At 66.6% G+C, this 26,672-nt stretch carries 23 protein-coding genes; 10 read left to right on the forward strand and 13 right to left on the reverse strand.

The genetic code is table 11. From position 1 onward, the window contains the following. Positions 1–122: 122 nt before the first annotated feature. The 9 genes from recO to rpoE form a co-directional block, all read right to left on the reverse strand. Positions 123–842, reverse strand: a complete 720-nt coding sequence (recO, locus tag N7573_RS19360) for a DNA repair protein RecO (RefSeq protein ID WP_032129846.1) — start codon at positions 840–842, stop codon at positions 123–125. 18 nt (positions 843–860) lie between these two features. Then, positions 861–1,757 (reverse strand): GTPase Era, encoded by an 897-nt coding sequence (gene era, locus N7573_RS19365; RefSeq protein WP_279913871.1) that lies wholly within the window; start codon positions 1,755–1,757, stop codon positions 861–863. Further along, positions 1,754–2,434: a ribonuclease III gene (gene rnc, locus N7573_RS19370; RefSeq protein ID WP_032129847.1), complete on the reverse strand. Its 681-nt coding sequence runs from the start codon at positions 2,432–2,434 to the stop codon at positions 1,754–1,756. Before rnc ends, era begins: the two co-directional genes overlap by 4 nt. Next, entirely contained in the window at positions 2,424–2,807 is a 384-nt protein-coding gene (locus N7573_RS19375) for a DUF4845 domain-containing protein (protein ID WP_010482821.1), read from the reverse strand. The genes rnc and N7573_RS19375 overlap by 11 nt, the downstream gene beginning before the upstream one ends. A 52-nt stretch (positions 2,808–2,859) precedes the next feature. Next, positions 2,860–3,654, reverse strand: a complete 795-nt coding sequence (lepB, locus tag N7573_RS19380) for a signal peptidase I (RefSeq protein ID WP_032129848.1) — start codon at positions 3,652–3,654, stop codon at positions 2,860–2,862. 54 nt (positions 3,655–3,708) lie between these two features. After that, positions 3,709–5,502, reverse strand: a complete 1,794-nt coding sequence (gene lepA / locus N7573_RS19385) for a translation elongation factor 4 (RefSeq protein ID WP_032129849.1) — start codon at positions 5,500–5,502, stop codon at positions 3,709–3,711. Positions 5,503–5,681: 179 nt separating this feature from the next. Beyond that, positions 5,682–7,217, reverse strand: coding sequence for a DegQ family serine endoprotease (locus N7573_RS19390; protein ID WP_032129850.1), 1,536 nt, complete (start codon positions 7,215–7,217; stop codon positions 5,682–5,684). A 74-nt stretch (positions 7,218–7,291) separates the two neighbouring features. Beyond that, positions 7,292–8,173, reverse strand: a complete 882-nt coding sequence (locus N7573_RS19395) for a sigma-E factor negative regulatory protein (RefSeq protein WP_032129851.1) — start codon at positions 8,171–8,173, stop codon at positions 7,292–7,294. Further along, positions 8,170–8,790 (reverse strand): RNA polymerase sigma factor RpoE, encoded by a 621-nt coding sequence (gene rpoE / locus N7573_RS19400; RefSeq protein WP_010482816.1) that lies wholly within the window; start codon positions 8,788–8,790, stop codon positions 8,170–8,172. Before rpoE ends, N7573_RS19395 begins: the two co-directional genes overlap by 4 nt. 235 nt (positions 8,791–9,025) lie before the next feature. Between rpoE and N7573_RS19405 the strand changes: the two genes are divergently transcribed. The 4 genes from N7573_RS19405 (at position 9,026) to N7573_RS19420 (ending at position 14,259) form a co-directional block, all read left to right on the forward strand. Further along, a complete protein-coding gene (locus N7573_RS19405; protein WP_279913984.1) occupies positions 9,026–11,089 on the forward strand; it encodes a 3-hydroxyacyl-CoA dehydrogenase NAD-binding domain-containing protein in 2,064 nt (687 codons plus the stop codon). Between the two features lie 810 nt (positions 11,090–11,899). Next, positions 11,900–12,763: a pirin family protein gene (locus tag N7573_RS19410; protein ID WP_032129853.1), complete on the forward strand. Its 864-nt coding sequence runs from the start codon at positions 11,900–11,902 to the stop codon at positions 12,761–12,763. A gap of 121 nt (positions 12,764–12,884) precedes the next feature. After that, positions 12,885–13,604 (forward strand): aquaporin Z, encoded by a 720-nt coding sequence (aqpZ, locus tag N7573_RS19415; RefSeq protein ID WP_032129854.1) that lies wholly within the window; start codon positions 12,885–12,887, stop codon positions 13,602–13,604. Between the two features lie 196 nt (positions 13,605–13,800). Further along, on the forward strand, positions 13,801–14,259 hold the full coding sequence (locus N7573_RS19420; RefSeq protein WP_279914021.1) for a hypothetical protein: 459 nt from the start codon (positions 13,801–13,803) through the stop codon (positions 14,257–14,259). A gap of 128 nt (positions 14,260–14,387) precedes the next feature. On the opposite strand, the gene N7573_RS19425 is transcribed toward N7573_RS19420, so the two are convergent. Further along, positions 14,388–15,239, reverse strand: a complete 852-nt coding sequence (locus N7573_RS19425) for a pirin family protein (RefSeq protein WP_032129856.1) — start codon at positions 15,237–15,239, stop codon at positions 14,388–14,390. Between the two features lie 215 nt (positions 15,240–15,454). Here N7573_RS19425 and N7573_RS19430 point away from each other — a divergent pair, with 215 nt between their 5' ends. Both N7573_RS19430 and N7573_RS19435 read left to right on the forward strand, forming a co-directional pair. Continuing rightward, entirely contained in the window at positions 15,455–17,536 is a 2,082-nt protein-coding gene (locus tag N7573_RS19430; RefSeq protein WP_279913455.1) for a carbon starvation CstA family protein, read from the forward strand. Then, the gene (locus N7573_RS19435; RefSeq protein ID WP_005410613.1) at positions 17,536–17,760 is read left to right on the forward strand and encodes a CstA-like transporter-associated (seleno)protein; all 225 of its coding nucleotides are present in this window, start codon (positions 17,536–17,538) and stop codon (positions 17,758–17,760) included. The genes N7573_RS19430 and N7573_RS19435 overlap by 1 nt, the downstream gene beginning before the upstream one ends. A gap of 204 nt (positions 17,761–17,964) precedes the next feature. Here N7573_RS19435 and N7573_RS19440 read toward each other — a convergent pair whose 3' ends face one another. Then, on the reverse strand, positions 17,965–19,215 hold the full coding sequence (locus N7573_RS19440; protein WP_279913454.1) for a DUF819 family protein: 1,251 nt from the start codon (positions 19,213–19,215) through the stop codon (positions 17,965–17,967). 133 nt (positions 19,216–19,348) lie between these two features. Between N7573_RS19440 and N7573_RS19445 the strand changes: the two genes are divergently transcribed. Further along, positions 19,349–19,738 (forward strand): VOC family protein, encoded by a 390-nt coding sequence (locus N7573_RS19445; protein WP_049401346.1) that lies wholly within the window; start codon positions 19,349–19,351, stop codon positions 19,736–19,738. A 266-nt stretch (positions 19,739–20,004) separates the two neighbouring features. On the opposite strand, the gene N7573_RS19450 is transcribed toward N7573_RS19445, so the two are convergent. Both N7573_RS19450 and N7573_RS19455 read right to left on the reverse strand, forming a co-directional pair. Then, complete coding sequence (locus tag N7573_RS19450) at positions 20,005–21,291, reverse strand: HAMP domain-containing sensor histidine kinase (protein WP_049461542.1); 1,287 nt, start codon at positions 21,289–21,291, stop codon at positions 20,005–20,007. Next, complete coding sequence (locus tag N7573_RS19455; protein ID WP_032129861.1) at positions 21,278–21,991, reverse strand: response regulator transcription factor; 714 nt, start codon at positions 21,989–21,991, stop codon at positions 21,278–21,280. Before N7573_RS19455 ends, N7573_RS19450 begins: the two co-directional genes overlap by 14 nt. Positions 21,992–22,121: 130 nt before the next feature. On the opposite strand from N7573_RS19455, the gene N7573_RS19460 reads away from it, so the two are divergent. The 3 genes from N7573_RS19460 (at position 22,122) to N7573_RS19470 (ending at position 26,350) form a co-directional block, all read left to right on the forward strand. After that, positions 22,122–23,825 (forward strand): glycosyltransferase family 39 protein, encoded by a 1,704-nt coding sequence (locus tag N7573_RS19460; RefSeq protein WP_279913453.1) that lies wholly within the window; start codon positions 22,122–22,124, stop codon positions 23,823–23,825. 111 nt (positions 23,826–23,936) lie between these two features. Further along, positions 23,937–24,704, forward strand: coding sequence for a phosphatase PAP2 family protein (locus N7573_RS19465; protein WP_071229549.1), 768 nt, complete (start codon positions 23,937–23,939; stop codon positions 24,702–24,704). Continuing rightward, positions 24,701–26,350 carry a phosphoethanolamine--lipid A transferase gene (locus tag N7573_RS19470; RefSeq protein WP_279913452.1) on the forward strand — a complete coding sequence of 550 codons (1,650 nt, stop codon included), beginning with the start codon at positions 24,701–24,703 and terminating at the stop codon, positions 26,348–26,350. The genes N7573_RS19465 and N7573_RS19470 overlap by 4 nt, the downstream gene beginning before the upstream one ends. The last annotated feature ends 322 nt before the right edge of the window (positions 26,351–26,672 follow it).

A 26,672-nucleotide genomic window follows, 5' to 3' on the forward strand; every position in this document is an offset into this window, starting at 1 on the left:
GCGTCTCCCGCAACCGGACCCACCCTGCCATCCCACGGAATGCACGCTGTTGCTGTTGCTGTTGCTGTTGCTCGTGCCTTGGCCTCGGCAGGTGCAGGGCTGCAAGCCCTGCCGAACACCCCTCAACGCCTGGGAGCGAGCTGCTCGAGCATTTCCCAGGACTTCAGTCCTCGTGGCCCCAGGTGATGGGCCAGCACCCGCCGCATCGGCAGGCGCAGGCTGGCCAGGTCGGCGGCATCGGGCTCTTCATCGGCGGCCAGCGCCAGCAGCGCCGAGCCGGTCGCGGCCGCCCGGCGTTCCCCACCGCGCTCGCTGAGCAGGCGCTGCGCGCCTTCCTGTGGGTCCAGTTCGTAGCGCGCGGCCGGGTCGATCGGCTGGCCGTCGCTGGCGCTGTCCAGATCGAAACCCAGGCCCAGCGCAGACAGCAGCTCGCGCTCAAACCGGCGCAGGGTCCAGGCCAGGCCGGCGCCCACGGCCAGCCGCGCGCGTGCCTCGCCGTAGGCCAGGTACAACTCCGGCAGCGGGTCCTGGCGCGGGGCCAGGCGCAGGGTCAATTCACTCAGATAGAAGCCGGCCAGCATCGCCTGGCCGACCAGGCGCGGGGCAGCATCCAGTGCCTCGGCACCCCGCAGCTGGGCCAATTCGCCCCGCTGCTGGGCACTGAAGCGGATCCACTGCAGCGGCTGCAGGGCCGCGCGCAGCACCTGTCCCTTGGCGGTGGATACGCCACGCGCGAGCAGGCCGATCCGGCCATGCTGCGCGCTCAGCACTTCGACCAGCAGGCTGGTCTCGCGATAGGCCCGTGCATGCAGCACGAAGCCGGTGTCGTCCTCGATCATCATCGAAGCGACTGCAACGGCTTACTCGTAACCGAAGGCCTTCAGTGCGGCCTCGTCGTCGGACCAGCCTTCACGCACGCGCACCCAGGTCTCCAGGAACACCTTGGCCCCGAACAGGCGCTCCATCTGCAGGCGGGACTTGGCCCCGATCTCCTTCAGGCGGGTACCCCCCTTGCCGATCACGATCGCCTTCTGGCCCTCGCGCTCGACCCAGATCACCGCACCGATGCGCAGCAGGTTGCCATCTTCGGTGAAGCGCTCGATTTCCACGGTGGTGGCATACGGCAGCTCTTCGCCGAGCTGGCGCATCAGCTGTTCACGTACCAGTTCGCCAGCCAGGAAGCGCTGGCTGCGGTCGGTGATCTCGTCTTCGCCGAACATCGGCGGCGCTTCCGGCAGCAGCGACAGTACGTCGCGTACCAGTGCCTCCAGGCCGTTGCGCTTCTGCGCCGAGATCGGATGCACGGACGAGAAATCGCGGCCGGCCGTGACTTCCTGCAGGAACGGCAGCAGCGCGCCCTTGTCCTTCAGCCGGTCGATCTTGTTGACCACCAGCACCACCGGGATACCGGCGTCGCGCAGAACATTGAAGGCCAGGCTGTCTTCCTCGTCCCAGCGACCGGCTTCGATCACCAGCAGGCCGGCATCGACGCCTTCCAGCGAGCCGCGCGCGGCGCGGTTCATCACCCGGTTCATCGCCCGCTTCTGCACCTTGTGCAGGCCGGGGGTGTCGACCAGCACCAGCTGGCCTTCCGGATAGGTGGCGATGCCCAGCAGGCGATGGCGCGTGGTCTGCGGGCGGTTGGAAACGATGCTGACCTTGGCCCCGACCAGGGCATTGGTCAGGGTCGATTTGCCCACGTTCGGGCGGCCGATGACGGCCACGCTGCCGCAATGATGGGAAGTTTGTTCGCTCACTTGGAATCCAGTTGTTCTAGGACGGCTGCAGCCGCCTGTTGTTCGGCAAGCCGCCGCGAGGCGCCTTCGCCCTCGGTGCTGGCGGCCGGGTCGGCTACGTTGCAGCGTACCCGGAAGTGCTTGGCGTGGTCGTCACCGGATTCTGACACCAGTTCATACTGCGGCAACGCCTTCTGTCGGGCCTGCAGCCATTCCTGCAGGCGGGTCTTGGGGTCCTTCTCGGGCCGACCGGAAGCCGGCAGTGCCTCGATCGAAGCGCTGAACCAGGGCAGTACCACCGCCCGGCAGGCCTCGAAGCCGGCATCCAGGTAGATCGCGGCCACCACCGCCTCCACGGCGTCGGCCAGAATCGAGTCGCGACGATGACCGCCGGACTTCATTTCGCCCGGGCCCAGGGTCAGCCGTTCGCCCAGTTCCAGGGTGCGCCCGATCACCGCCAGCGCGCCTTCACGCACCAGCTCGGCACGGGCACGGGTCATCGCGCCTTCGTCAGCCTTGGGCCAGCGTCGGTACAACGCCTCGGCCGCCATCATGTTGACGATGCTGTCGCCGAGGAACTCCAGGCGCTCGTTGTGCGGCGCACCGGCACTGCGATGCGTCAGCGCCTGCTTGAGCAGGGCCGGGTCGCTGAAGGCATGACCGATCAGGTCGCCACGTTGGATGAATTTACTGGGCACCGCTTCGTGTCAGGTCCTGGGAAGAATCGAATTTGCCAACCACATCGAGGTTGCCGATCAGCTGACGGCGCACTTCGTAGTTGACCTTGAGGGTCCAGCCATTGTCGCGACGGTCGAACTTCACGTTGGCCGGCTTCACGTTGTCCGAGTAGTTGATGTACAGGCGCTTGAAGAACAGGTCCTGGATGCGCGCCGGCTCCATGCTGCCCACGCCCGGCTCGTTGGCCAGGCTCTTCATCGCCGAGCGCACCGCGTAGTACTCCTGGTACATCGGGAACAGCTTCATGCCGATGTAGAGGAAGAAGCCAACCACGATCAGGACCGTCAGGAACGAGGTCAGGGTCATGCCACGCTGCGTGTTCATCGTCTTCATTGCGTTCTCCCCAGATACGCGTTGGATGTGAAAATACTCAGTTGGTGCCCGCTCAGTTGATGCTCGAGCCGATCCGCGACGGCTCGAAGCCATCCTTGCAGAACCAGCCCTGGCAGTTCAGCCAGATCAGGAACGCCTTGCCACGCAGGTTCTCTTCCGGCAGCAGGCCCCAGAAACGGCCATCGTCGCTGTTGTCGCGGTTGTCGCCCATCACCAGGTACTTGCCGGCCGGCACGGTCCACTGGCCCTGGCCACGCGGATAGTCGGTCTCCAGCACCGTGTGGGTGCGGCCCGGCAGGTGCTCGACCAGCAGGTTGGCGCCCTCGCCCTGGCCCTTGTGGCCGGCGTAGATGCCCTTGTTGTCGTACTTCAGCGGCTCGCCGTTGAGGATCACGCCGTCGCCTTCGAAGACCACGGTGTCGCCCGGCACGCCGATCACGCGCTTGATGAAGTTCTCGCCCTTGGCCGGATCGTTCTCGCCATGGCCGGGGAAGTGGAACACCACCACGTCACCACGCGAGGGCTCGCCCACCGGCACGAACTTGGTGTTGCTGATCGGCAGGCGCAGGCCGTAGGAGAACTTGTTGACCAGGATGAAATCGCCGATCAGCAGGTTCGGCATCATCGAGCTGGACGGGATCTTGTACGGCTCGGCAATGAAGCTGCGCACGATCAGCACGATCGCCAGCACCGGGAAGAACGCACGCGAGTAGTCCACCAGCACCGGCTCGGAATCGAGCAGGCCCGCGCGCTGGGCGCGACGCTTGGCGAGGTACAGCTTGTCCGCGAGCAGGATCAGGCCCGAGGCCAGGGTCAGCACGACCAGGAGGATCTCAAACAGTTTCATTCAGGGTCCTTTGCAACGTCACCAGACGACCGGCCCCGCAGGGCCGGTGCGGGCTTACTTGTTGTCCATCTGCAGCACGGCCAGGAACGCTTCCTGCGGGATCTCCACGCGGCCGACCTGCTTCATGCGCTTCTTGCCTTCCTTCTGCTTTTCCAGAAGCTTCTTCTTGCGCGAAACGTCGCCACCATAGCACTTGGCCAGCACGTTCTTGCGCATGGCCTTGACCGTGGTACGGGCGATGATCTGCGAGCCGACGGCGGCCTGGATGGCCACGTCGAACATCTGGCGCGGGATCAGGTCCTTCATCTTTTCGCACAGTTCGCGGCCGCGACGGTCGGCATGGCTGCGGTGCACGATCAGCGACAGTGCATCGACCTTGTCACCGTTGATCAGTACGTCCACGCGCACGAACGGGCCTGCGTCGAAGCGCACGAAGTGGTAGTCCAGCGAGGCATAGCCACGGCTGACCGACTTCAGCTTGTCGAAGAAGTCCAGCACCACCTCGGCCATCGGCAGCTCGTAGCTGATCTGCACCTGGCTGCCCAGGTAGTTGATGCCGATCTGGCTGCCGCGCTTCTCTTCGCACAGCTTGATGATGTTGCCGATGTACTCCTCGGGGGTGAGCACGTTGGCACGGATGATCGGCTCGCGGATCTCCTCGACCTGGTTCACCGGCGGCAGCTTGGCCGGGTTGTCCATGTTGATGATCGAGCCATCGGTCTTCAGGACTTCATACACCACCGTCGGCGCGGTGCTGATCAGGTCCAGGTTGTATTCGCGCTCCAGGCGCTCCTGCACGATTTCCATGTGCAGCATGCCGAGGAAGCCGCAGCGGAAGCCGAAGCCCATCGCCTCGGAGCTTTCCGGCTCGAAACGCAGCGCGGCATCGTTCAGGCGCAGCTTGTCCAGCGCTTCGCGCAGGTCCGGGTAGTCCTCGGCATCGACCGGGAACAGGCCGGCGAACACGCGCGGCTGCATTTCCTGGAAGCCCGGCAGCGGCTTCGGTGCCGGGTCGCCGGCCAGGGTCAGGGTGTCGCCAACCGGCGCACCGTGCACGTCCTTGATGCTGGCTGTGACCCAACCCACTTCACCTGCACGCAGCGCCGGCAGCACCTTGCGCTTCGGGGTGAACACGCCGACGTTGTCGACCTGGTGGTTGCGGCCGGTGGACATCACCTGCAGCTTGTCACCTGCCTTGATCTCGCCCTGCATCACGCGCACCAGCGAGACCACACCCAGGTAGTTGTCGAACCAGGAGTCGATGATCAGCGCCTGCAGCTTGTCGGTGTCGCGCGGCTTCGGCGGCGGGATGCGATGCACGATCGCTTCCAGCACGTCCTGCACGTTCAGGCCGGTCTTGGCACTGACCGGCACGGCGTCGGAGGCGTCGATGCCGATCACGGCCTCGATCTCGGCCTTGGCACGCTCGATGTCGGCGGTGGGCAGGTCGATCTTGTTGATCACCGGCACCACTTCCAGGCCCTGCTCCACGGCGGTGTAGCAGTTGGCCACCGACTGCGCTTCCACGCCCTGGGCCGCATCGACCACCAGCAGCGCGCCTTCGCAGGCGGCCAGCGAGCGGCTGACTTCATAGGAGAAGTCGACGTGGCCGGGGGTGTCGATGAAGTTCAGATGGTAGGTCTGCCCGTCCTTGGCCAGGTACGGCAGCGACACCGACTGCGCCTTGATCGTGATGCCACGCTCGCGCTCGATCGGGTTGGAGTCGAGCACCTGCGCTTCCATCTCGCGGGCCTGCAGGCCACCACAGAGCTGGATGATGCGGTCGGCCAGCGTGGACTTGCCGTGGTCGACATGGGCGATGATGGAGAAGTTGCGGATGTTCCGCATCGAATCAGAAGACATAGGTGGCGGCGGCGCGCGGCGTCGTCAGGGTAACGGTCGATTATCGCATGCCCGGCGCCCGCCCGCGAAAACGGCCTCATCGGACCGGGCCCGGAATGGCCGAAGCCCCGCCAGGGCGGGGCTTCGGGGAAAAGCCGGGGCCGCCGAAGCGGCCCCGGCAGGCCTTACTGGCCGGCCTTGACCGCGACGAACGCGCTGTTGCCGCTGCCGGTGCGCACCAGCAGCATCACCACGTCGCCCTTCTTGTAGCTGGAAAGCGCACGGTTCAGCGCGTCCACGCTGCCGACCTGGGTGCTGGCCACCTGCAGGATCACCATGCCCGGAGACAGGCCCGCATCACGCGCGCCCTGGCCCTTGACCCCGGTGATGCGCACGCCTTCGCCCGATTCCAGGCCCAGCTGCTTGCGCTGCGGTGCGGTCAGGTCACTGACGTCCAGCCCCAGCAGGGCATTGGCGCCGGCCTGCGGAGCCGCATCGCTGTCGCCGGTGGCCGGGCCACGCGAACCGGCCTGCCCGTCTTCGGTCAGTGCGGTCAGGGTGGCACTGAGGTCGCGCGGCTTGCCATCACGGATCACGCCCAGGGTGACCCGGCTGCCCGGTGCCATCGCGCCGATCAGCGGCGGCAGGTCGGACCAGCTGTTGACCGGCGCGCCGTTCACCGAACGGATCACATCGCCGATCTTCACCCCGGCCCGGGCTGCAGCCGAGTCCGGCACGATCTGGTTGACCAGGGCGCCGCGGCTGTCCGGCAGGCCCATCGCCTGCGCCTTCAGCCCGTCGATTTCCTGCACCACCGCGCCGAGCTGGCCACGGGTGACCTTGCCGGTCTTCTTGATCTGCTCGACCGCGCTCATCGCCAGGTCGATGGGGATCGCGAAGCTGATGCCCATGTAGCCGCCCGAGGCGGAGAAGATCTGCGAGTTGATGCCGACCACTTCGCCACGGGTGTTCAGCAGCGGGCCACCGGAGTTGCCCTGGTTGATCGCCACGTCGGTCTGGATGAAGGGCACGTAGCGCTGGTCCGGACCACCTGTGCTGCGGCCGAGGGCGCTGACCACGCCGGCAGTGACCGAGTGGTCGAGGCCGAACGGCGAACCGATCGCGACCACCCACTGACCCGGCTTGAGGGAGTTGGAGTCGCCAACGCGCACGGTCGGCAGGTTCTTGCCGTCGATTTTCAGCAGTGCCACGTCGTACTGCTGGTCGCTGCCCACCACTTTCGCGGTGAACTCACGGCGGTCACCCAGCTTGACCTTCACCTCGCTGGCATCGGCCACCACGTGGTAGTTGGTCAGCACATAGCCATCGGGCGAGATGATGAAGCCCGAGCCCATGCCGCGGCCCTTGATGCTGGGGCCACCGTCCGGACCGCCCGGGCCCTGCCCCGGCATCGGGAAATCCGGGCCGAAGAAGCGGCGGAAGAACTCCGGCATGTCATCGTCGCCGCCCATCGGGCCCCGCGAGGCCTGGCGGTTGTTGCGGACGATGGTGGTGTCGACGTTGACCACGCCAGGCCCGACCTGTTCGACCAGATTGGTGAAGTCAGGCAGGCCCGTGACCAGCGGCTGGGCCGGGGCCCGCGGCGCGGCGGCCGGCGCGGCCTGGGTCTGGGCGGCCGGAGCCGGGGCCTGCGCGCAGGCCACCAACGGCAGGGTCAGGGCCAGCAGGCCCATGGCCTGCGTGCGGAGTCGGGGAGTCATCGGACGGCAACCTCCGGATCGGATGGAAAGAGGAATACGGGCCCCGCCGACGGCGGGGCGTGAAAGCGCCCGGCTCAGTCGCGCGGGCGCGGCGGCACCGGCAGGTCGTCCTGCAGGCGCGGCTCGAACGGGTAGAACGCGGCGCCCCCGGCGTGGGCCGGGAAGCTCGCATTGAGCGCGCCACCGGCAGCGGGCGCCAGGCTGGAGCGCGGCCACGGTCGCGCCTGCAGGCCACCAACCTCACCGAACGGCATGTTGCGGCTGGCATTGGCCGGCACGGTCGGGGTCAGCGGCGCCTGTGCGGCGGCCACGGCGCGTTGCGGCATGTCCTCGCGCTGGGCGGCACGCGCGGCCTGCTGGCTGCGGGTAGCGCTGGCGCGACGGGTGTCCTGGCGTCGGCTGGCCGCGGCCATGGCCACTGCCGGTACACCGGCCACGGCCATTGCGGCGGTATCCACCGAGGCTTCGGTTACCGGAGCCGGCGTCGTCGGCGCGGGCGCAAGTTCGGCCTGGCTGGCGATCACCTGCGGTGCCAACGGCTCGCCCGGGGTGGCTTCCTTCAGCTTCTCGCCGCCCATGAACAGCGCCACCGCCGCCACCGAGGCGGCCAGTGCGGCGCCACCGCCCCAGGCCCGCCAACCGCTGCGGCGCACCTCGCGGCGCGGCTCGGCCTGCGGCGCCGGTTCGGCAGCGATGGCGGCGGCCACGGCCGCGCTGAAGCCGGCCGGCGCCAGCGCCGAGGCCTGCCCGCGCATCACGTCACCCAGCAGCTGCCAGCGTTCCTGGCAGCCGGCCAGCTCGGGGTCGTGCTCCATCCGGCGCAGCAGGAAGCGCGCTTCGTCGGCGCCCAGCTCGCCATCGACCAGGGCCGACAGCTGTTCGCGATGGCGCTGGTCCAGGCGCTGCCCGGCGGGCGATTGGTGGTTCTGCGATTCGTTGAACGGATTACTGGTCATACGCGGCTCTTCTCACGGGTGGCGCTGCCGATGTCCAACAGCGGCCGGAGTTCGGTGTCGATCGCCTCGCGCGCCCGGAAAATCCGTGAACGCACGGTGCCGATCGGGCACCCCATTTTCTGCGCGATATCTTCGTAACTCAGGCCTTCCACCTCGCGCAGGGTGATCGCCAACCGGAGTTCTTCCGGCAGCGCATTGACGGCCTTCATCACCGTCTGTTCCAGTTCCTGGCGCATCAACTCGCGTTCGGGCGTATCGGTGTCGCGCAGGCGCGTCCCGCTGTCGAACTGTTCGGCGTCACCGATGTCGATGTCATCGGTCGGCGGCCGGCGATTGTGTGAAGCCAGGTAGTTTTTGGCGGTATTCACGGCGATTCGATGCAACCAGGTTGAGAACTGGGCATCGCCGCGGAAACTTCCGATCGCGCGGTACGCACGGATGAAAGTGTCCTGGGCGACGTCCTGACATTCGCTCCAGTCGGCGATGTAGCGACCGACCAGGGCCACCACGCGATGCTGGTACTTGCGCACCAGGACATCGAACGCGGCGCTCTCGCCGTGCTGCACGCGCCGGACCAGTTCCAGATCCAGCTCCTGAGGTGTATCAACATCGGCCATGAGGGGCCGCACTCCTGTCAGCCCAACCGACGTCGGGCAATGAGACTGCCAATCCCGGGAAAAGTTCAGTCGCCGATCACCTGGCGCCGCACCAGCTTTTAACCACCGTTCCGTTAGCGTCCCGGTCCACGGCCATGGATCCGGGGTCGCCACTCCCCTGCTATTGGGATTTGACGCGGGGGAAACAACCTCTGGATCATAGCCGCTTCTCCATACACAACCGGATGGAACGTCCATGCTCTCAGGCTTCGATGGTCTCCGCTTCAGCCACTGGCACCCCGAGATCCGCGACGACGGCGTGGTGGTTCTCTCCCTGGATCGTCAGGACAGCAGCGTCAACGCCATGTCGCAGGACGTGCTGCTGGAACTGGGCGACCTGCTCGAGCGCATTGCACTGGACCCGCCCAAGGGCGTGGTGATCCAGTCGCTGAAGAAGGCCGGCTTCATTGCCGGTGCCGACCTGAAGGAGTTCCAGGAGTTCGACCGCCGCGGCACCGTCAACGACGCCATCCGTCGCGGCCAGGCCACCTACCAGAAGCTGGCTGAACTGCCCTGCCCGACCGTGGCAGCCATCCACGGCCACTGCCTGGGCGGCGGTACCGAGCTGGCGCTGGCCTGCCGCTACCGCGTGGCCTCCAATGACAGCAGCACCCGCATCGGCCTGCCGGAGACCCAGCTGGGCATCTTCCCGGGCTGGGGTGGCAGCGCGCGCCTGCCTCAGCTGGTCGGCGCACCGGCGGCGATGGACATGATGCTGACCGGCCGCACCCTGTCGGCCTCGGCCGCGCGCGGCATCGGCCTGGTCGACAAGGTGGTGGCACCGGCAGTGGTGCTCGACACCGCCGTCGCGCTGGCGCTGTCCGGCACCACCCGTCCGTTCAAGCAGCGAGCAACAGCGTGGGCCACCAACACCTGGCTGGCACGCACCCTGCTGGCACCGCAGATGGTCAAGCAGGTCGCACGCAAGGCCAAGAAGGACCAGTATCCGGCGCCCTACGCGCTGATCAGCACCTGGCAGCGCAGCGGCGGCAAGCCGATCCAGGCGCGCCTGGATGCCGAACGTCGCGCGGTGGTGAAGCTGGCCAGCACGCCGACCGCGCGCAACCTGATCCGCATCTTCTTCCTGACCGAGCGCCTGAAGGGCCTCGGCGGTGGTGATTCCGGCATCCGCCACGTGCACGTGGTCGGCGCCGGCGTGATGGGCGGTGATATCGCTGCGTGGGCCGCCTACAAGGGCTTCGACGTGACCCTGCAGGACCGCGAGCAGCGCTTCATCGACCCGGCCATGGAGCGCGCGCAGGCCCTGTTCGCCAAGAAGGTACGCGACGAGAGCAAGCGTCCTGCGGTGGCCGCGCGCCTGCGTGCCGACCTGGAAGGCAACGGCGTGGCCGAGGCCGACCTGGTGATCGAGGCGATCATCGAGAACCCGGAAGCCAAGCGTGCGCTGTACCAGACGCTGGAACCGAAGATGAAGCACGACGCGCTGCTGACCACCAACACCTCGTCGATTCCGCTGGTGGAACTGCGCGACCACATCCAGCGCCCGGCGCAGTTCGCCGGCCTGCACTACTTCAACCCGGTGGCGCAGATGCCGCTGGTGGAGATCATCCACCACGACGGCATGGCGCCGGAGACCGAACGCCGCCTGGCCGCGTTCTGCAAGGCGCTGGGCAAGTTCCCGGTGCCGGTGGCCGGCAGCCCGGGCTTCCTGGTCAACCGCGTGCTGTTCCCGTACATGCTGGAAGCGGCCACCGCGTACGCCGAAGGCATTCCGGGCCCGGTGATCGACAGGGCGGCGGTGAAGTTCGGCATGCCGATGGGCCCGATCGAACTGATCGATACCGTGGGCCTGGACGTAGCCGCCGGTGTCGGCCGCGAACTGGCACCGTTCCTGGGCCTGCAGATTCCGGCCGCGCTGCAGACGGTGGAACCGGACAAGCGCGGCAAGAAGGATGGCCAGGGCATCTACACCTGGGAGAACGGCAAGCCGAAGAAGCCGGACGTGGCCAGCGATTACCAGGCCCCGGCCGATCTGGAGGACCGCCTGATCCTGCCGCTGTTGAACGAAGCGGTGGCCTGCCTGCACGAAGGCGTGGTGGCCGATGCGGACCTGCTGGATGCCGGCGTGATCTTCGGCACCGGCTTCGCACCGTTCCGCGGTGGTCCGATCCAGCACATCCGTGCGGTCGGTGCCGATGCGATCGTCGAGCGGCTGAAGGCACTGCAGCAGCGTCACGGCGACCGTTTCGCCCCGCGCCCGGGCTGGGACAACCCCGCCCTGCGCGAACCGGTGGTGTGAGTTGATCGGCCGGGCCTGCGGCCCGGCACCCGCAGAGGCAACCGCCGAAGCAAAAGCCAGAGCCAGAGCCGGAGCAACAGCCGGCTCTGGCTTTTCTGTTTGCTGGGCGGGGCGGTGTGGGCAGGCAGGACACGCCGTAAACCCCGCTCCGCGGTCCGGCCCAGCCGCTGGCGGCTGTGCGTTCGGGCGCTTGCGAAGCAGTGCTTCGCAAGCAAAGCGCCCTCACCCATGGGGGCTCGATGGCGCCTTGCTCGTGTGCGCTGTCCTGCGCACACGGCAAGACCGGGGTTGGGCGTCCTGCCCAACCCGCCCGAGACATGCCTCGGGCCCATGGCGCCAACGGTCCTGCCTGCCCACACCGCCCCACCCCTGACAGTTTCCCGGTGACGGTCAGTGACCTTCGGGAGCTGGTAGGTGTCGACCTTGGTCGACACGCTTGGTCCACGCCATGCGTGGATGCGAGCGAAGCGACCGGCGTTTGATTTTGATTTTGACTTTGATTTTCTTTTTTCTTCTCCGTGGCTGGACGCACACGGAAACTGTCAGAGGCCGGGCGGGTGGGTGGCGCAGGGGCGTGAGCCGCATGGATGCGGCGATCGAGCTTACATGGACGTACTTGCAGCGTCCCCTGCGCCACCCACCCGCCCGGCCAAGCGCGGCTTCTGCTTCTGCTTTTGCCTTCAGCGACCAACCCACAGCCACGAGGGGCTGCGCCGTTGGCTGGAACAACCTGTTACCCATACGGGGCATGTCCCCGTCACAGCCGCATGCGATGCTGACCACCTGATCCCTGCCAGCGAGAACGCCCGCATGACCACCATCATCGCCCCGCGCGTGCACGACATCGGCGGACTCGAAGTCCGTCGCGCGGTCCCCACCCTGCAGGCGCGCAGCATCGGCTCGTTCGTGTTCGTCGACCAGATGGGCCCGGCACTCATGCACCCCGGCACCGCCATCGACGTGCGCCCGCATCCGCATATCGGCCTGGCCACCGTCACCTACCTGTGGTCGGGCGCGATCGGCCACCGCGACACGCTGGGTTCGGATCAGGTGATCCGTCCCGGTGACGTCAACTGGATGACCGCCGGCCGCGGCATCGCCCATTCCGAGCGCACGCCGCAACCGGACCGCGACCATGACAACCCGATCCACGGCATGCAGACCTGGGTGGCGCTGCCGAAATCGCATGAGGAAATCGAGCCGGCGTTCTACCACCATGCCGCCGCCACCCTGCCCGAGCAGCGCCGCAATGGCGCTTGGCTGCGCGTCATTGCCGGCCGCGCCTACGGCGAAGAATCGCCGGTGAAGGTGTTCGCCGATACGCTCAACGTGGCGATCGACCTCGACCCGGATGCGGAAATCGATATCGACAACGGCCACCGCGAGCGCGCGCTGTACATCCTCGAAGGCGACGCGCAGCTGGATGGCGTGGACATCCCTGCCCAGCACCTGGTGATCCCCGAGGCTGGTGCGCGTGGCCGCCTGCGCGCAAAGACGCCGGTGAAGGCGATGTTGTTCGGTGGCGAGCCGCTGGATGGCCCGCGTCACCTGTGGTGGAACTTCGTGTCCAGCTCGAAGGAACGTATCGAACAGGCCAAGCACGACTGGGAGGCCGGCCGCTTCGGCACCATTCCGGGCGACGACAAGGAATTCATCCCGCTGCCGCAGTACTGAACATCGCGTGTTGCACACATCCGAAGGTGTATCCCTGCACCCGGCGTTGACACTACAGTCACCCGCTGATCATTGAAATGTGACATAAATCACACTTTCGACCGTCAAAGGAGTGCAACACATGAGCATGGGTAAACGCTTGTCCGCCGAGTTCCTCGGCACGTTCTGGCTGGTTCTGGGTGGCTGTGGCAGTGCCGTGCTGGCCGCCAAGTTCGGCGGTGACGGCAATCCGCTGGGTATCGGTTTCCTCGGCGTTGCGCTGGCCTTCGGCCTGACCGTGGTGACCGGCGCCTATGCGTTCGGCCATATCTCCGGCGCGCACTTCAATCCGGCGGTCAGTGTCGGCCTGTGGGCCGGCGGTCGTTTCCCGACCAAGGACCTGATCCCGTACATCATCGCCCAGGTCGCCGGCGGCCTGCTGGCCGGCTTCATTCTGCTGCAGATCGCATCGGGCGCCAGCGGCTTCGCCATTGATGGCAGCCAGGCCGGTGCATTCGCCAGCAACGGCTACGGCGCGCTGTCCCCCGGCGGCTACAGCGTGGCCGCGGCCTTCCTGTGCGAAGTCGTGCTGACCGCCGTGTTCCTGATCGTGATCATGGGCGCCACCCACGGCAAGGCACCGGCCGGGTTCGCCCCGCTGGCGATCGGCCTGTCGCTGACCCTGATCCACCTGATCAGCATCCCGGTCACCAACACCTCGGTGAACCCGGCCCGTTCCACGGCGGTGGCCTTCTTCGCCGGCAGCGGCGCGGTCAGCCAGCTGTGGCTGTTCTGGGTCGCCCCGCTGCTGGGCGGCGCGATCGGCGGCATCATCTACAAGTGGATCGGCAACGACCGCTGAGGCCTGTGCGGACCATTGCGGCCGACCATCGGCCGCAATGGTTACGCGTGTAACCGCGATTTGTGCGATCGCTCACGTTCCGTTAAGGTTGAGTTGACCGTCCGTGCACATGCCGGCCGGGGCGGCATCCGGGGATGGGATGCCAAGGCTGCCGGTCCATCCGGCGGAGCCAACGACACACCACCTTGGGGGATGCATGAAGTTCGCGCCTGTAGTGTTGTCGAGCCTGCTGTTCGCTGCGGCCCACGCCGCCGCACAGGCTCCCACCGAATGCCCTTCGCTGCCTGCCAGCAGTGGCCTGCAATGGCAGCAGCTGGCGCAGACCGATTTCCTGGTCTGCCGCGCCAGCACCGGCGATGGTCGCGAGGTACTGAGCCTGATGCTCAGTGCGCGCGATCCCAACCTTCCATTGAACCGCTCGCTGCGCCAGGAAAAGGGCAGCTTCGGCGGTGAATCGCTGTACTGGTACCAGCCAGATCTTGGTGGCCAGCAGCCGCCGGGCTATGCCGAGCGTCGCATCAGTGTGGTCAAGCTCGACAAAGGGCGTTACGCGCAGATTTCGCTGTATCCGGACAGCGCGCAGGAACTGGGCTCGCTGCAGCAGCTGGCGCAGGGCATGAGCCTGACTCCGTCGGCCGTGGCCGCGGGGCGCTGAAGGTGACGGGGATGACTGCCTGGCAGCATCCCCGCAATGCGAGCCGATCCGACGGTAGTGCCGGCCGCTGGCCGGTACCCCGATCCGCCTTTGTCCGAGGCTGCTTCCGGCCAGCGGCCGGCACTCCCTCAGAACTTGCCTTCCTGGAAATCGACGAAGGCCTGCATCAGTTCCTGCCGCGTGTTCATCACGAACGGCCCGTGGCGCATCACCGGTTCGCGCAGCGGACGGCCGGCCACCAGAATCAATCGCGCACCTTCGCTGCCGGCCGAGAGGTGCAACTGCTCGCCACCGCCCAGCACCGCCAGTTCCTGGCGTGCAACGTCGCGCGCGGCGTCCTGCTCACCCACGGTCATCGCACCTTCGAACACGTAGGCGAACGCGTTGTGCCCCTCCGGCAGCGCATAGGTCCAGGCCCGGTCGGGCGCCAGCGTGATGTCGAGGTAGAGCGGATCGGTGGCCGGCTGCACGATCGGGCCATCGGTGCCGTCCACGCTGCCGGCAATCACCTTCACCTCCACGCCCGGCTCCGGGTGCACCACGGGAATGCGCTCGGGTGCGAATTCCTGGTACTTCGGCTCGGTCATCTTCTCCTTCGCCGGCAGGTTCACCCACAGCTGGAACCCGCGCATCTGCCCGCTTTCCTGCTCGGGCATCTCCGAATGCACCAGGCCACGGCCAGCGGTCATCCACTGCACGCTGCCCGGGGTCAGCAGGCCTTCGTTGCCGTGGTTGTCGCGATGCCGCATGCGCCCGTCGAGCATGTAGGTGACGGTCTCGAAACCACGGTGCGGGTGTTCCGGGAAGCCGGCGATGTAGTCTTCGGCACGGTCGGTACCGAACTCATCAAGCAGCAGGAACGGATCCAGGTCGGGCAGCGTCGGGCCGCCGATGACGCGGGTCAGGCGCACGCCGGCACCGTCGGAGGTGGGCATGCCACGGATGGTGCGCAGTACGCGGACCGGTTCGGGAAAGCTCATGGCGACTCCTGTTGGATGGGTGCCACTGAAGATGGACGCCACACGGCCGTAGGCCAATGGATGGCTCCGCAACCGATTGTTCCATCCCTGATGTTCGCTGCACGTCAGCGCAGCCGCCGTACGACCAAAGTACTACCGCCGATTCGTCCTGTGCCAATTGACCCTGTCGTGGGCAAGCAGGACTCTTTGTCTGTCTTTCCGGGAGAGAGCACCTCATGAAAGGGTTTTCCAAACTGGGCTGGGCGGTACTCGCTCTGCTCGGCGCGTTCTGTCTGGGCACCGTGGCGCTGCGCCGCGGCGAACACATCAATGCCCTGTGGATCGTCGTCGCGGCGGTGTCGCTGTACCTCGTCGCCTATCGCTTCTACAGCCTGTTCATCGCCAACAAGGTGATGCAGCTGGATCCGACCCGGGCCACCCCGGCGGTGATCAACAACGATGGCCTGGACTACGTTCCGACCAACAAGCACGTGCTGTTCGGCCACCACTTCGCCGCCATTGCCGGCGCCGGCCCGCTGGTCGGCCCGGTCCTGGCCGCGCAGATGGGCTACCTGCCCGGCCTGCTGTGGCTGGTGGTGGGCGTGGTGTTGGCCGGTGCGGTGCAGGACTTCATGGTCCTGTTCCTGTCCAGCCGCCGCAATGGCCGCTCGCTGGGTGACCTGGTAAGAGAAGAGATGGGCCAGGTGCCCGGCACCATCGCGCTGTTCGGTGCGTTCCTGATCATGATCATCATCCTGGCAGTGCTGGCGATGGTGGTGGTCAAGGCCCTGGCCGAAAGCCCGTGGGGCATGTTCACGGTGATCGCGACGATGCCCATCGCGATCCTGATGGGCGTGTACATGCGCTACATCCGCCCCGGCAAGATCGGCGAGATCTCGGTGGTTGGCCTGATCCTGCTGCTGGCCGCGATCTGGTACGGCGGCAAGGTCGCCGCCGATCCGGTCTGGGGCCCGGCCTTCACCTTCACCGGCACCCAGATCACCTGGATGCTGATCGGCTACGGCTTCGTCGCCTCGGTGCTGCCGGTGTGGCTGCTGCTGGCCCCGCGTGATTACCTGTCGACCTTCCTCAAGATCGGCACCATCATCGCGCTGGCCATCGGCATCCTGGTGGTGATGCCGGAACTGAAGATGCCGGCGCTGACCCAGTTCGCCGCCAGCGGTGATGGCCCGGTGTGGAAGGGCGGCATGTTCCCGTTCCTGTTCATCACCATCGCCTGCGGTGCGGTCTCCGGCTTCCATGCGTTGATTTCCTCCGGCACCACGCCGAAGCTGCTGGCCAATGAAGCGCACATGCGTTACATCGGCTACGGCGGCATGCTGATGGAATCGTTCGTGGCGGTGATGGCGCTGGTGGCGGCCTCGATCATCGATCCGGGCATCTACTTCGCGATGAACAGCCCGGCGGCGGTGATCGGTGCCGATGCGGCCTCGGCCGCGCACTACATCACCAACACCTGGGGCTTCACCATCACCCCCGAACAGCTGACCGCGACTGCGGCGGCGATCGGTGAACCGACCATCCTGCACCGCGCCGGTGGCGCGCCCACGTTGGCGGTGGGCATCGCGCAGATCCTGCACGAAGCGATTCCCAGTGGCAGCGACGCGATGATGGCGTTCTGGTACCACTTCGCGATCCTGTTCGAAGCGCTGTTCATCCTCACCGCGGTGGACGCCGGTACCCGTGCGGGCCGCTTCATGCTGCAGGACCTGCTGGGCAACTTCGTGCCGGCCCTGAAGAAGACCGAATCGTGGACCGCCAACATCATCGGTACCGCCGGCTGCGTGGCGCTGTGGGGCTACCTGCTGTACACCGGCGTGGTCGATCCGTTCGGCGGCATCCAGACGCTGTGGCCGCTGTTCGGCATCTCGAACCAGATGCTGGCCGGCATCGCATTGATGCTGGGCACGGTGGTGCTGTTCAAGATGAAGCGTGACCGCTATGCATGGGTGACTGCGGTACCGGCGGTGTGGCTGCTGATCTGCACCACCTACGCCGGCTTCATCAAGATCTTCGACAGCAATCCGGCACAGGGCTTCCTGGCACAGGCACACAAGTTCCAGGCCGCGCTCGCCAGCGACACCATCACTGCACCGGCCAAGTCGGTGGCGCAGATGAAGCAGATCGTGGTCAACGCCTACGTCAACACCGGCCTGACCGCGCTGTTCCTGCTGGTGGTGGGCGCGGTGCTGGTGTATTCGATCAGGACCATCCTGGCGGCCCGCCGCAATCCGCAGCGCACTGACCGCGAGACCCCGTACGTGGCGCTGAAGCCGCATGAAATGGTGGATCTTTGATGAGTACCCAACTGGTTCCCGCCGGCCAGTACCAGGCGCACCGCCGCATCTGGCGGCGCCTGGTGCAGACCGCACGACTGTGCTGTGGCATTCCTGATTACGACAACTACGTCCGGCACATGCTGGAAAAGCATCCGGACCAGGAGCCGATGGACTACAAGACGTTCTTCCGCGAGCGCCAGGAAGCGCGTTATGGCGGACGCAACGGTGGCCGCTGCTGTTGAGGGTTCGGTTCAACAGCGCTCGAGTGACGTTGAGTAGATCCACGCCATGCGTGGATGAAACCTGGCAGATATCGAGTTGAATCCGGGGTCAGATCCGTTTCCTCCGGGAAACGGATCTGACCCCTTCCTTGTTCATGGATACCCATGAAATGCATCCACGCATGGCGTGGATCTACGGAAGCATGACGCCAGGGCGGTCCGAACTCAGCCGGTGGCCATCCACTTCAGGATCAGGCCGGTGACGTAGGCCAGGCCCGTGCCGGTGGCATAACCCACCGTGCCCAGCAGCACGCCCACCGGGGCCAGCGTCGGATGGAAGGCTGCGGCCACCACGGGGGCCGAGGCGGCCGCACCGATGTTGCCCTGCGAACCAATGGCGAAGAAGAACAGCGGCGCACGCAGCAGCTTGGCCACCACCCACAGCACCAGCACGTGCGTGGCCATCCAGATCGCGCCGAGCAGGAACAGCCACGGCCGATCCAGCAGCGACAGCAGGTTCATCTGCATGCCGATGCAGGCGATCAGGAAGTACAGGAACACCGTGCCCAGCCGCGAAGCGCCTGCCGCTTCCAGCCGGCGCGCACGGGTGAAGCTCAGGCCCAGGCCCATCGCCGTGGACAGCAGGATCACCCAGACGAACTGGCTGTCGAGGCTGAACTGGCTGGCCCAGCTGACATTGGCCTTGAACCAGCCCGCCAGCGGCGAGGCGATGGCATGGGCCAAGCCGACGCCGCCCAGTGCCACGCCAACGATCACCATCAGGTCGGTCATGCTGGGAATGCGCGCGTTCTGCGCCTCGTAGGCACTGATGCGCGCCTTCATCTCGTCGATGGCACGGGTGTCGGCACCATTGCGGGTGTCGATCTGCTGTGCGCGGTTGGCCAGGAACAGCAGGATCGCCATCCACAGGCTGGCACAGGCCACGTCAACCACCGCGAACTGGCCGAAGGTGGTGGCATCGGTGCCGAACACCTCGCGCATGGCGACCATGTTGGCGCCGCCACCGATCCAGCTGCCGGCCAGCGCCGCCATGCCGGCCCAGGTATCACCGGCCACGGTTTCCGGATGGATCAGCTTCATCAGCTGGAACGAGACGATGGCGCCGAGCATGATGCCGGCGGTACCGGCGCAGAACACGATCAGCAGTTTCGGGCCGAGCTTGGCGATGCCCTTCAGATCGATCGACAGCGTCAGCAGGACCAGCGCTGCCGGCAGCAGCACGTCGCGCGCGACGGGGTTGTACAGCGAGGTGTTGTGGCCATCGATGACACCGGCGGTGTTGTAGATGGCGGGGATGAAGTAGCACAGCAGCAGTGCCGGCACCCAGGCGAAGATCTTCTTCAGCAGTGGGGTCGGGCCACTGGCGGCCCAGAAGATCAGGGCCAGGGTGGCGGCAATCAGGCCCAGTCCAACGATGTCGTTGCTGATCAGGGCAGTAGCGGGTTCGGTCGGCATGGGATCCTCTGTCGATCGAAAGAGCGGAGAAAAAAAAGCGCCGCATAAGGCGGCGCAGATCGAGATTAACATTGTCTTCACGCCCGGTCATGCTGCAGTGCCGACACCCCCCATCCCGTCAGGGAGCCCACCCATGCAGCTTGGTGCCTTTTCGGTCAGCCTCTCGGTGAAGGATCTCGCGGCCTCCCGTGCCTTCTACGAAGCCCTGGGCTTCTCGGTCACCGGCGGCGATCCGGCACAGAACTGGCTGGTGATGCGCAGCAACGGCACGGTGATCGGGCTGTTCCAGGGCATGTTCGAGGGCAACCTGCTGACCTTCAACCCCGGCTGGGACCAGCACAAGCAGGAACTGCCCCACTTCCAGGATGTGCGTGAGCTGCAGGCAGAGCTGGATACCAGGGGCATCGAACTGGCGGTCCGCACCGATCCTGATGGCCAGGGGACCGGCTACCTGCAGTTGGCCGATCCCGACGGCAACGTGATCCTGATCGACCAGCACGTGGCGCGACCGAACGGGCGTTGAAGCGGACAGCCATTGCCTGGGTGGGCATCGACCTTGGTCGACGAACGGCATGCCAACCAAGGTTGGCATCTACCAGAGCACGCCCAGCCACCGCCGGGGCATGCCAACCAAGGTTGGCATCTACCAGAGCACGGCCAGCCACCGCCGGGGCATGCCAACCAGGGCTGGCATCTACCAGAACACGGACAGCCACCGCCTGGGTAGGCGTCGACCTTGGTCGACGAACGGCATGCCAACCAAGGTTGGCATCTACACGAACGGCCGGATCAGCGCGGTCGCGAGGCACCGAAATCAAGCGTGACACGCGTGCCACGCGGCTCGCAGGGCTGCAACTGCAGGGTCCAGCCCAGGTGCTCGCACAGCCGCGCGATCAGATCCAGTCCGATGCCGCCGCCACGATCGGCGCGTTCGCCACGGGCCATCCGCGCGTGGATCGCCGCGATCTCCTCCGGGCTCATGCCATGTCCCGGGTCCTGCAGGGTCAGCACCGCCGACGAACTCAGGCGCAATTCGATGTGGCCACGGCCACTGTTCTCGATGGCGTTGCGCAGAAGGTTGCCGATCGCTGCCTGCACCACCGCCAGCGGCGCGACGATGTCCACCGGTGCGGCCTGGATGCCGATGCTCAGGTCCTTGTCGCCCAGCAGGTGGCGATGGTCGTCGACGATCTCCGGCAGCAGCTGGTCCAGCGCGATGCGCTCGGCACGCGCCGCCAGTCGCGCCGGATCACGCGCCAGCACCAGCAGCAGTTCGATCAGCTGCTCCACGCTCTGTGCGGTGCGCAGTACCCGCTGCATCTGCTGGCGCGCGCGCTCGGGCAGGCCCGGTTGCTCCAGCGCCAGTTCGGCGGCACCGGTCATCACCGCGATCGGCGTGCGCAATTCGTGGCTGGCGGTGCTGATGAAGACCCGCTCGCGTTCGACGAACTGCTCGTTGCGGTCCAGGTAATCGTTCAGCGCATTGGCAATGGTGTGCAGCTCTGAGCTGCCGCGCGGGTCGACCTCGATGCGCTGCCCCTGCACGCCCGGCCTGAGCGCGGCGATGTGTTGTGCCAGCAGGCTCAGCGGACGCACCATCCGCTCCATGCCGAACGAAGCCATCAGCACGGTAACGAAGATCATGATCACCCCGGCCAGCATCACCCAGCGCGTGGCGAACTGTTCCAGGTCATGGAAGTCGGAGATGTCCAGTACCAGCGCGACCCGTCCCATCGACTGGGTTTCACGCACCATCACCGCCGTCTCGCGGCCCTTGACCATTACGCCGTCGTGCAGCCCTGGATGCAGGGTACGCAGGCTATCGGGAAGGTTGACCGCGTCGAAGCGGTACAGGCTCAGCGTGTCCGAATCCTGCCAGCGATAGTGCGGTTCGTGCTCGACATGCTCGACGATGCTGTCGAGCTCGGAGTTGAGCAGCGCGCGCCAGGCAGCATGCTCGGCGTGCTCGTGCACGTAGTTGCCGACGCTGAACACCGCGATCGACAGCAGCGCCAGATAGCCCAGCAACCACCACACCACGCGCCGGTACAACGGCCCCGGCTTACGCGCCCTCATCAGCATTCCTGCCGGCGTCGGCACCCTCCACTACCGCCAACCGGTAACCCACGCGCGGCAGGGTGTGGATCAGCTTCTCGGCAAACGGACCGTCAACGCTGCGACGCAACTCGTAGACATGCGAACGCAGCAGGTCGCCATCCGGCGGCTCGTCACCCCACAGGGCGAACTCCAGCTGCTGTCGCGTCACCGCACCCGGGCTGGCCCGCATCAGCACTTCCAGCAGTTTGCGGCAGGCCGGGTACAGGTGCAGCACCTGGCCCTCACGCTGGGCCTCCAGCGTCGCCAGGTCCAGCACCAGATCGCCCACCTGCAGGCGCTTGCGCGGGTTGCGGCCCTGCGCACGCAGCAGCAGCGCTTCCAGCCGCACCTCCAGCTCGGGCAGGGCGAACGGCTTGGTCAGGTAGTCGTCGGCACCGGCGCGGAAACCGGCGATCTTGTCCGGCAGTTCATCGCGCGCGGTCAGCATGATCACCGGCACCTCCGACGCGTGCTCGGCACGCAGCCGGCGCAGCACTTCCGGTCCCTCCATGCGCGGCAGCATCCAGTCCAGGATCACCGCATCGTAGGGGTGGCTGCCGGCCAGGTGCAGGCCGGTGATGCCATCCGGGGCCACGTCCAGCACATGCCCGCGCGACTCGAAATAGTCGAACAGGTTGGCCACCAGCTGGCGGTTGTCCTCGATCACCAACAGACGCATGCACGAAACATCCACGGAAGTTCGTACCATGGTAGCGCCGCCCATGTCGGAATGCGGTCGTCCCGCCCCCTTCTGACGCTTTTCCCACCCCCGCCACCTCAGAATGGCCGTTTTGCTCCCGGAGCCTGCCGTGCCCGTAGCCCTGCCCCGCCGTTGGCGCCTGCCCCTGTTGTGGCTGCTGATCATTGCTGCATTGGCAGCGGGCATCGGCCTTCGGCAGCCGCAGCCACCGGACGAGCCGCGCTTCGTGCTGGCCGCACGGACCATGGTCGAGAGCGGGCAATGGCTGCTGCCGCATCGTGGCAGCGAGCTGTATGCCGAGAAACCACCGGTATTCATGTGGCTGCAGGCGGCCGCCTACGAGGTGGTCGGCAGCTGGCAATGGTCGTTCCTGCTGCCGTCATTGCTGGGCGCCCTGCTGAGTCTGTGGCTGGTGTCGGATCTGGCACGGCGGCTGTGGTCGCCGCGGCATTCCATCTATGCCCTCGCGGCGCTGTTCTGCACGCTGCAGTTCGGGCTGATGGCCAAGCGTGCGCAGATCGACATGGTGCTGGTGGGGATGACCACCGTCGCCCTGTGGGGCTTGATGCGGCACCTGTGCGAGCGTCGCAACCTGCCCGCGTTGTGGCTGGCCGGTTTCGCCGCCGGTGTCGGCACGGTGACCAAGGGCGTGGGTTTCCTGCCGCTGCTGCTGGTGCTGCCCTGGTTCGGCTGGTGGCTGTACCAACGCCGTCGCGGGCACCGTGTGGAGGGTCCGCACCCGGCAACGCTGCTGTGGTTGATCCCGGCGTTCCTGCTGGGCGTGGGCGTGTGGCTGGCGCCGCTGGGCTGGGCCCTGCTGCATACGCCCAGCGCCGAACTGCAGGCCTACGCGCACGAGCTGTTGTTCAAGCAGACCGGCACCCGCTACGCCAATGCCTGGCACCACCGGCAGCCGGCCTGGTACTACCTGCAGGTGATCCTGACCCTGTGGCTGCCGGGCAGCCTGCTGCTGCCGATGCTGTTCAAGCCCTGGTGGCGCCGCATCCTTCGTGGCGATCGCCGCCAGTGGCTGCTGCTGGGCTGGGCCGTACTGGTACTGGTGTTCTTCAGTGCCAGCCCGGGCAAGCGCGAGGTGTACCTGCTGCCGATGCTGCCGGCGATGGCACTGGCCGTGGCGCCGCTGCTGCCCGGCCTGCTGCGCCGCGTGTGCGTGCGCCGCTACCTGTTCGGCTACAGCGTGGTGCTGATGCTGGCCACCGGCGTACTCGGCGTGATGCTGATGACCGAGCACCCATGGGCGTTGGCGCAACTGCAACGCCGCGCCATGCCTGAGACGTTGCTGCCGGTGCTGGGCGATGGCCTGCTGACCTTCGCCATTGCCCTGGCCACGCTGATCGTGTGGCTGCGGGTACGCCGTGCCGCGACGCTGGTACTGCTGACCCACGGCATGCTGTGGATGCTCTACGGCCTGGTGCTGATGCCTGCACTGGACCCCTTCGCTTCGGCGTCGGCACTCATGCGCCGGGTGGGCGCGCGGATCGGACCCGACGCCGAACTGGCGCTGGTGGCCTGGCGCGAGCAGAACCTGTTGCAGGCCGACCGGCCGGTGCGCGAGTTCGGCTTCAAGCGGCCCTGGGCCGAGCAGTGGCACGACGCCGGCCCGTGGCTGGCCGAGGCACCGGGCAAGCGCTGGCTGCTGGTGCTGGACGATGCGATGAGCCCGTGCGTGGACCCGGGCAAGGTGATCGATATCGGTATTGCCAACAGGAATCGCTGGCAACTGCTTCCCGGTACCGCGTGGGACGCGGAATGCCACGCCGAACGGGCCGGCGCGACCGCCGAAGAAGACTGAACGCTGACACGTGCCGGACAAGCATTAACCCGGCACGAACGAGCGTCCGACCCTTCTCCGACATCCAGGTGACGAGCATGGCCGCGGATTCCCGACCCGCCCTTTCCCAGCATGCCCGTCCGTCCCCTTGATTCGGTAGCGCCGCTTGCGACATCGCCACTGGCGTCAAAATTCGCCGTAACTCACCTCTGGCTGCCTGTCGCAATCGGTCTGCCCGTGTTTACGCTGCTGATGGGTTTCGGCGGCGACCAATGGGTGGCCGATCACCTGTTCCGCCTTGAGGGTGGCCATTGGGCGCTACAGGACGCCTGGGTCACCCGCACGGTGGTGCACAAGGCCGGCAAGTGGCTGAGCACGGCTGCTGCGCTCGTGGCGATCCTGCTGTGCTTCCACCACTGGCGAAAGGGTCGCGATCGCACCCTGCGGTGGGCGCTGCTTTATGTCGTGATTGCCATGGCCCTGGGCACCGGTGTGATCTCCCTGCTGAAGTCGCTGGTGCCGATGGAATGCCCCTGGGACCTGCTGCGCTACGGTGGCCACCAGCCGTTCATCGGGCTTTTCACGGCACGCCCCGCAGGCATGGCCGCACAGGCCTGCTTCCCGGCCGGCCACGCCAGCGCGGGCTATGCATGGTTGTCCCTGTACTTTTTCGCCTTGCTGTGGCGCCCTTCATGGCGCTGGGCCGGGTTGTGGATCGGCCTTGGCACCGGCCTGGTATTCGGCGTGAGCCAGCAGCTGCGGGGCGCGCATTTCCTTTCGCATGACGTTGCTACTGCGTTGATCTGCTGGCTGCTTTCGCTGGGCCTGTATCTGATCGTCAAACGCGTCCTGGCCCGCCGTCAGCTGGACCGTCCCCACCGCCAGGAGGCAAACGCATGAGTGCATCGGTCCAACGCCCCGCCCGCCTTCCCGCGTTGGCGAACCTTCGCCGCTGGCGGCCGCAGCTGTCCACCGAAGCACTGATCGCACTGACCAGCCTGTTCTTCGCAGTGGCAGGCAATGGCCTGTTCTGGCACAGCGCGATGGCCAGCCATCCGGGCAGCCTGCGCTACGCGCTGTCGCTGCTGCTGTTGCTGCTCGGTGCGCACGGCGTGCTGCTGGGCATCCTGGTCTGGCGCTGGAACGCCAAGGTGGTGATCAGCCTGTTGCTGCTGGTGACCGCATTCGCTGCGCACTACATGAGCCGTTACCACATCTACCTGGATGCGGACATGCTGCGCAACGTGCTGGCGACCGATCCCAAGGAAAGCCGCGAGCTGATGACCGTGTCGCTGCTGTGGCCGGTGTTGTTGCTGGCAGTGCTGCCGATGGCGGTGCTGTGGCGCGTGCAGCTGCGCCGCCGCAGCTGGGGCCGCAGCCTGCTCTGGCGCTTCGGCTTCCTGGTCGTGGCGGCAGTGACCGCGATGGGCGGCGCATTGATCTCGTTCCAGGACGTCTCGGCACTGATGCGCAACCAGCGCGAAGTGCGTTACCTCGCCACCCCGGCCAATGTGCTGCTGGGCATGCCGCGTGCACTGCGTGGCGACAACCCGGTGCAGCGCGCACCGAAGTTGCCGATCGGTACCGATGCCAAGGCCACCCCGCGCGCGCCGGCCAGCAAGCCGCGCCTGCTGGTGATCGTCATGGGCGAGACCGTGCGCGCGCAGAACTGGGGGCTCAACGGTGGCCGTAACACCACCCCGGAACTGGCGCAGGCCAGCGTGATCAATTTCCCGGACATGCACTCGTGCGGCACCAGCACCGAGGTTTCACTGCCGTGCCTGTTCTCGCCATGGGGCCGGCACGACTACGACGAGAAGAAGATCCGCGCGCACCAGTCGCTGCTGCACGTATTGAACCGTGCCGGTATCGCGCCGCTGTGGCGTGACAACCAGTCCGGCTGCAAGGGCGTGTGCGAAGGCCTGGACTTCCAGTCATTGTCCGATGCGACCACCCCGGGCCTGTGCGCTGACGGCCGCTGCATGGACGAAATCCTGCTGCAGGACCTGGCCACCCAGGTACGTGCAAAGCCGGGCGACCGGATGGTGGTGCTGCATCAGCTGGGCAACCACGGCCCGGCCTACTTCGAGCGCTACCCGCCCGCGTTCCGCCGCTTCACCCCCACCTGCGATACCCGCGACATCGGCCGCTGCTCGCGCGAAGAGATCACCAACAGTTACGACAATGCCGTGCTGTACACCGATCACTTCCTGACTAAGACCATCGGTACGCTGCAGGGCATGCAGGACTACGACACGGCGATGATCTACCTGTCCGACCACGGCGAGTCGCTGGGCGAGAAGGGCCTGTTCCTGCATGGCGTGCCCTACGCCATCGCCCCGGCCGAGCAGACCCGGGTACCGATGACGATGTGGTTCTCGCAGGGCTTCGCCAGCAGCCGCGGGCTGGACCTGCAGTGCGTGCGCAAGCGTTCGGCGGCCTACACCGACCACGACAACCTGTTCCCGTCGGTGCTGGGCCTGATGCAGGTGAAGACCTCGCTGTACGAGCGCGACCGCGACGTGTTCGCCAACTGCGAGGGTTGAGGGTTGTCCGGCAGGGCTTGCAGCCCTGCACCTGCAGAGGCAACTGCAACCGCAACGGCCGAAGCAACAGCAACAGCGTGCATTCCGTGGGATGGCGGGGTGGGTCCGGTGGCGGGGGACGCCGTGAATCCGTCCCTGGAGGCTTGGCAGCCGCATCCATGCGGCTGACACCCCCGCCACCGGACCCACCCCGCCTTTGACAGTTTCCTGCGACCTGTTGAATCTCAATCGATCAATTTCGAATATCTGACAGATTCCATCCACGCATGGCGTGGATCTACCAGATCGCGGGGAACTGTCAGAGGTGGGGCGGTGTGGGCTT

The organism is Stenotrophomonas sp. GD04054 (genome assembly GCF_029836955.1).
GTDB lineage: Bacteria > Pseudomonadota > Gammaproteobacteria > Xanthomonadales > Xanthomonadaceae > Stenotrophomonas > Stenotrophomonas maltophilia_A.

Coding starts and splice junctions, on each gene's coding strand:
- rpoE (WP_010482816.1), bottom strand. CDS start 8,790: ATGGCCGATGTTGATACACCTCAGGAGCTGGATCTGGAACTGGTCCGG.
- aqpZ (WP_032129854.1), top strand. CDS start 12,885: ATGAGCATGGGTAAACGCTTGTCCGCCGAGTTCCTCGGCACGTTCTGG.
- N7573_RS19420 (WP_279914021.1), top strand. CDS start 13,801: ATGAAGTTCGCGCCTGTAGTGTTGTCGAGCCTGCTGTTCGCTGCGGCC.
- lepA (WP_032129849.1), bottom strand. CDS start 5,502: ATGCGGAACATCCGCAACTTCTCCATCATCGCCCATGTCGACCACGGC.
- N7573_RS19455 (WP_032129861.1), bottom strand. CDS start 21,991: ATGCGTCTGTTGGTGATCGAGGACAACCGCCAGCTGGTGGCCAACCTG.
- N7573_RS19390 (WP_032129850.1), bottom strand. CDS start 7,217: ATGACTCCCCGACTCCGCACGCAGGCCATGGGCCTGCTGGCCCTGACC.
- N7573_RS19405 (WP_279913984.1), top strand. CDS start 9,026: ATGCTCTCAGGCTTCGATGGTCTCCGCTTCAGCCACTGGCACCCCGAG.
- N7573_RS19410 (WP_032129853.1), top strand. CDS start 11,900: ATGACCACCATCATCGCCCCGCGCGTGCACGACATCGGCGGACTCGAA.
- N7573_RS19470 (WP_279913452.1), top strand. CDS start 24,701: ATGAGTGCATCGGTCCAACGCCCCGCCCGCCTTCCCGCGTTGGCGAAC.
- N7573_RS19430 (WP_279913455.1), top strand. CDS start 15,455: ATGAAAGGGTTTTCCAAACTGGGCTGGGCGGTACTCGCTCTGCTCGGC.
- N7573_RS19450 (WP_049461542.1), bottom strand. CDS start 21,291: ATGAGGGCGCGTAAGCCGGGGCCGTTGTACCGGCGCGTGGTGTGGTGG.
- lepB (WP_032129848.1), bottom strand. CDS start 3,654: ATGAAACTGTTTGAGATCCTCCTGGTCGTGCTGACCCTGGCCTCGGGC.
- N7573_RS19445 (WP_049401346.1), top strand. CDS start 19,349: ATGCAGCTTGGTGCCTTTTCGGTCAGCCTCTCGGTGAAGGATCTCGCG.
- N7573_RS19395 (WP_032129851.1), bottom strand. CDS start 8,173: ATGACCAGTAATCCGTTCAACGAATCGCAGAACCACCAATCGCCCGCC.
- N7573_RS19440 (WP_279913454.1), bottom strand. CDS start 19,215: ATGCCGACCGAACCCGCTACTGCCCTGATCAGCAACGACATCGTTGGA.
- recO (WP_032129846.1), bottom strand. CDS start 842: ATGATGATCGAGGACGACACCGGCTTCGTGCTGCATGCACGGGCCTAT.
- N7573_RS19375 (WP_010482821.1), bottom strand. CDS start 2,807: ATGAAGACGATGAACACGCAGCGTGGCATGACCCTGACCTCGTTCCTG.
- N7573_RS19425 (WP_032129856.1), bottom strand. CDS start 15,239: ATGAGCTTTCCCGAACCGGTCCGCGTACTGCGCACCATCCGTGGCATG.
- N7573_RS19465 (WP_071229549.1), top strand. CDS start 23,937: ATGCCCGTCCGTCCCCTTGATTCGGTAGCGCCGCTTGCGACATCGCCA.
- N7573_RS19435 (WP_005410613.1), top strand. CDS start 17,536: ATGAGTACCCAACTGGTTCCCGCCGGCCAGTACCAGGCGCACCGCCGC.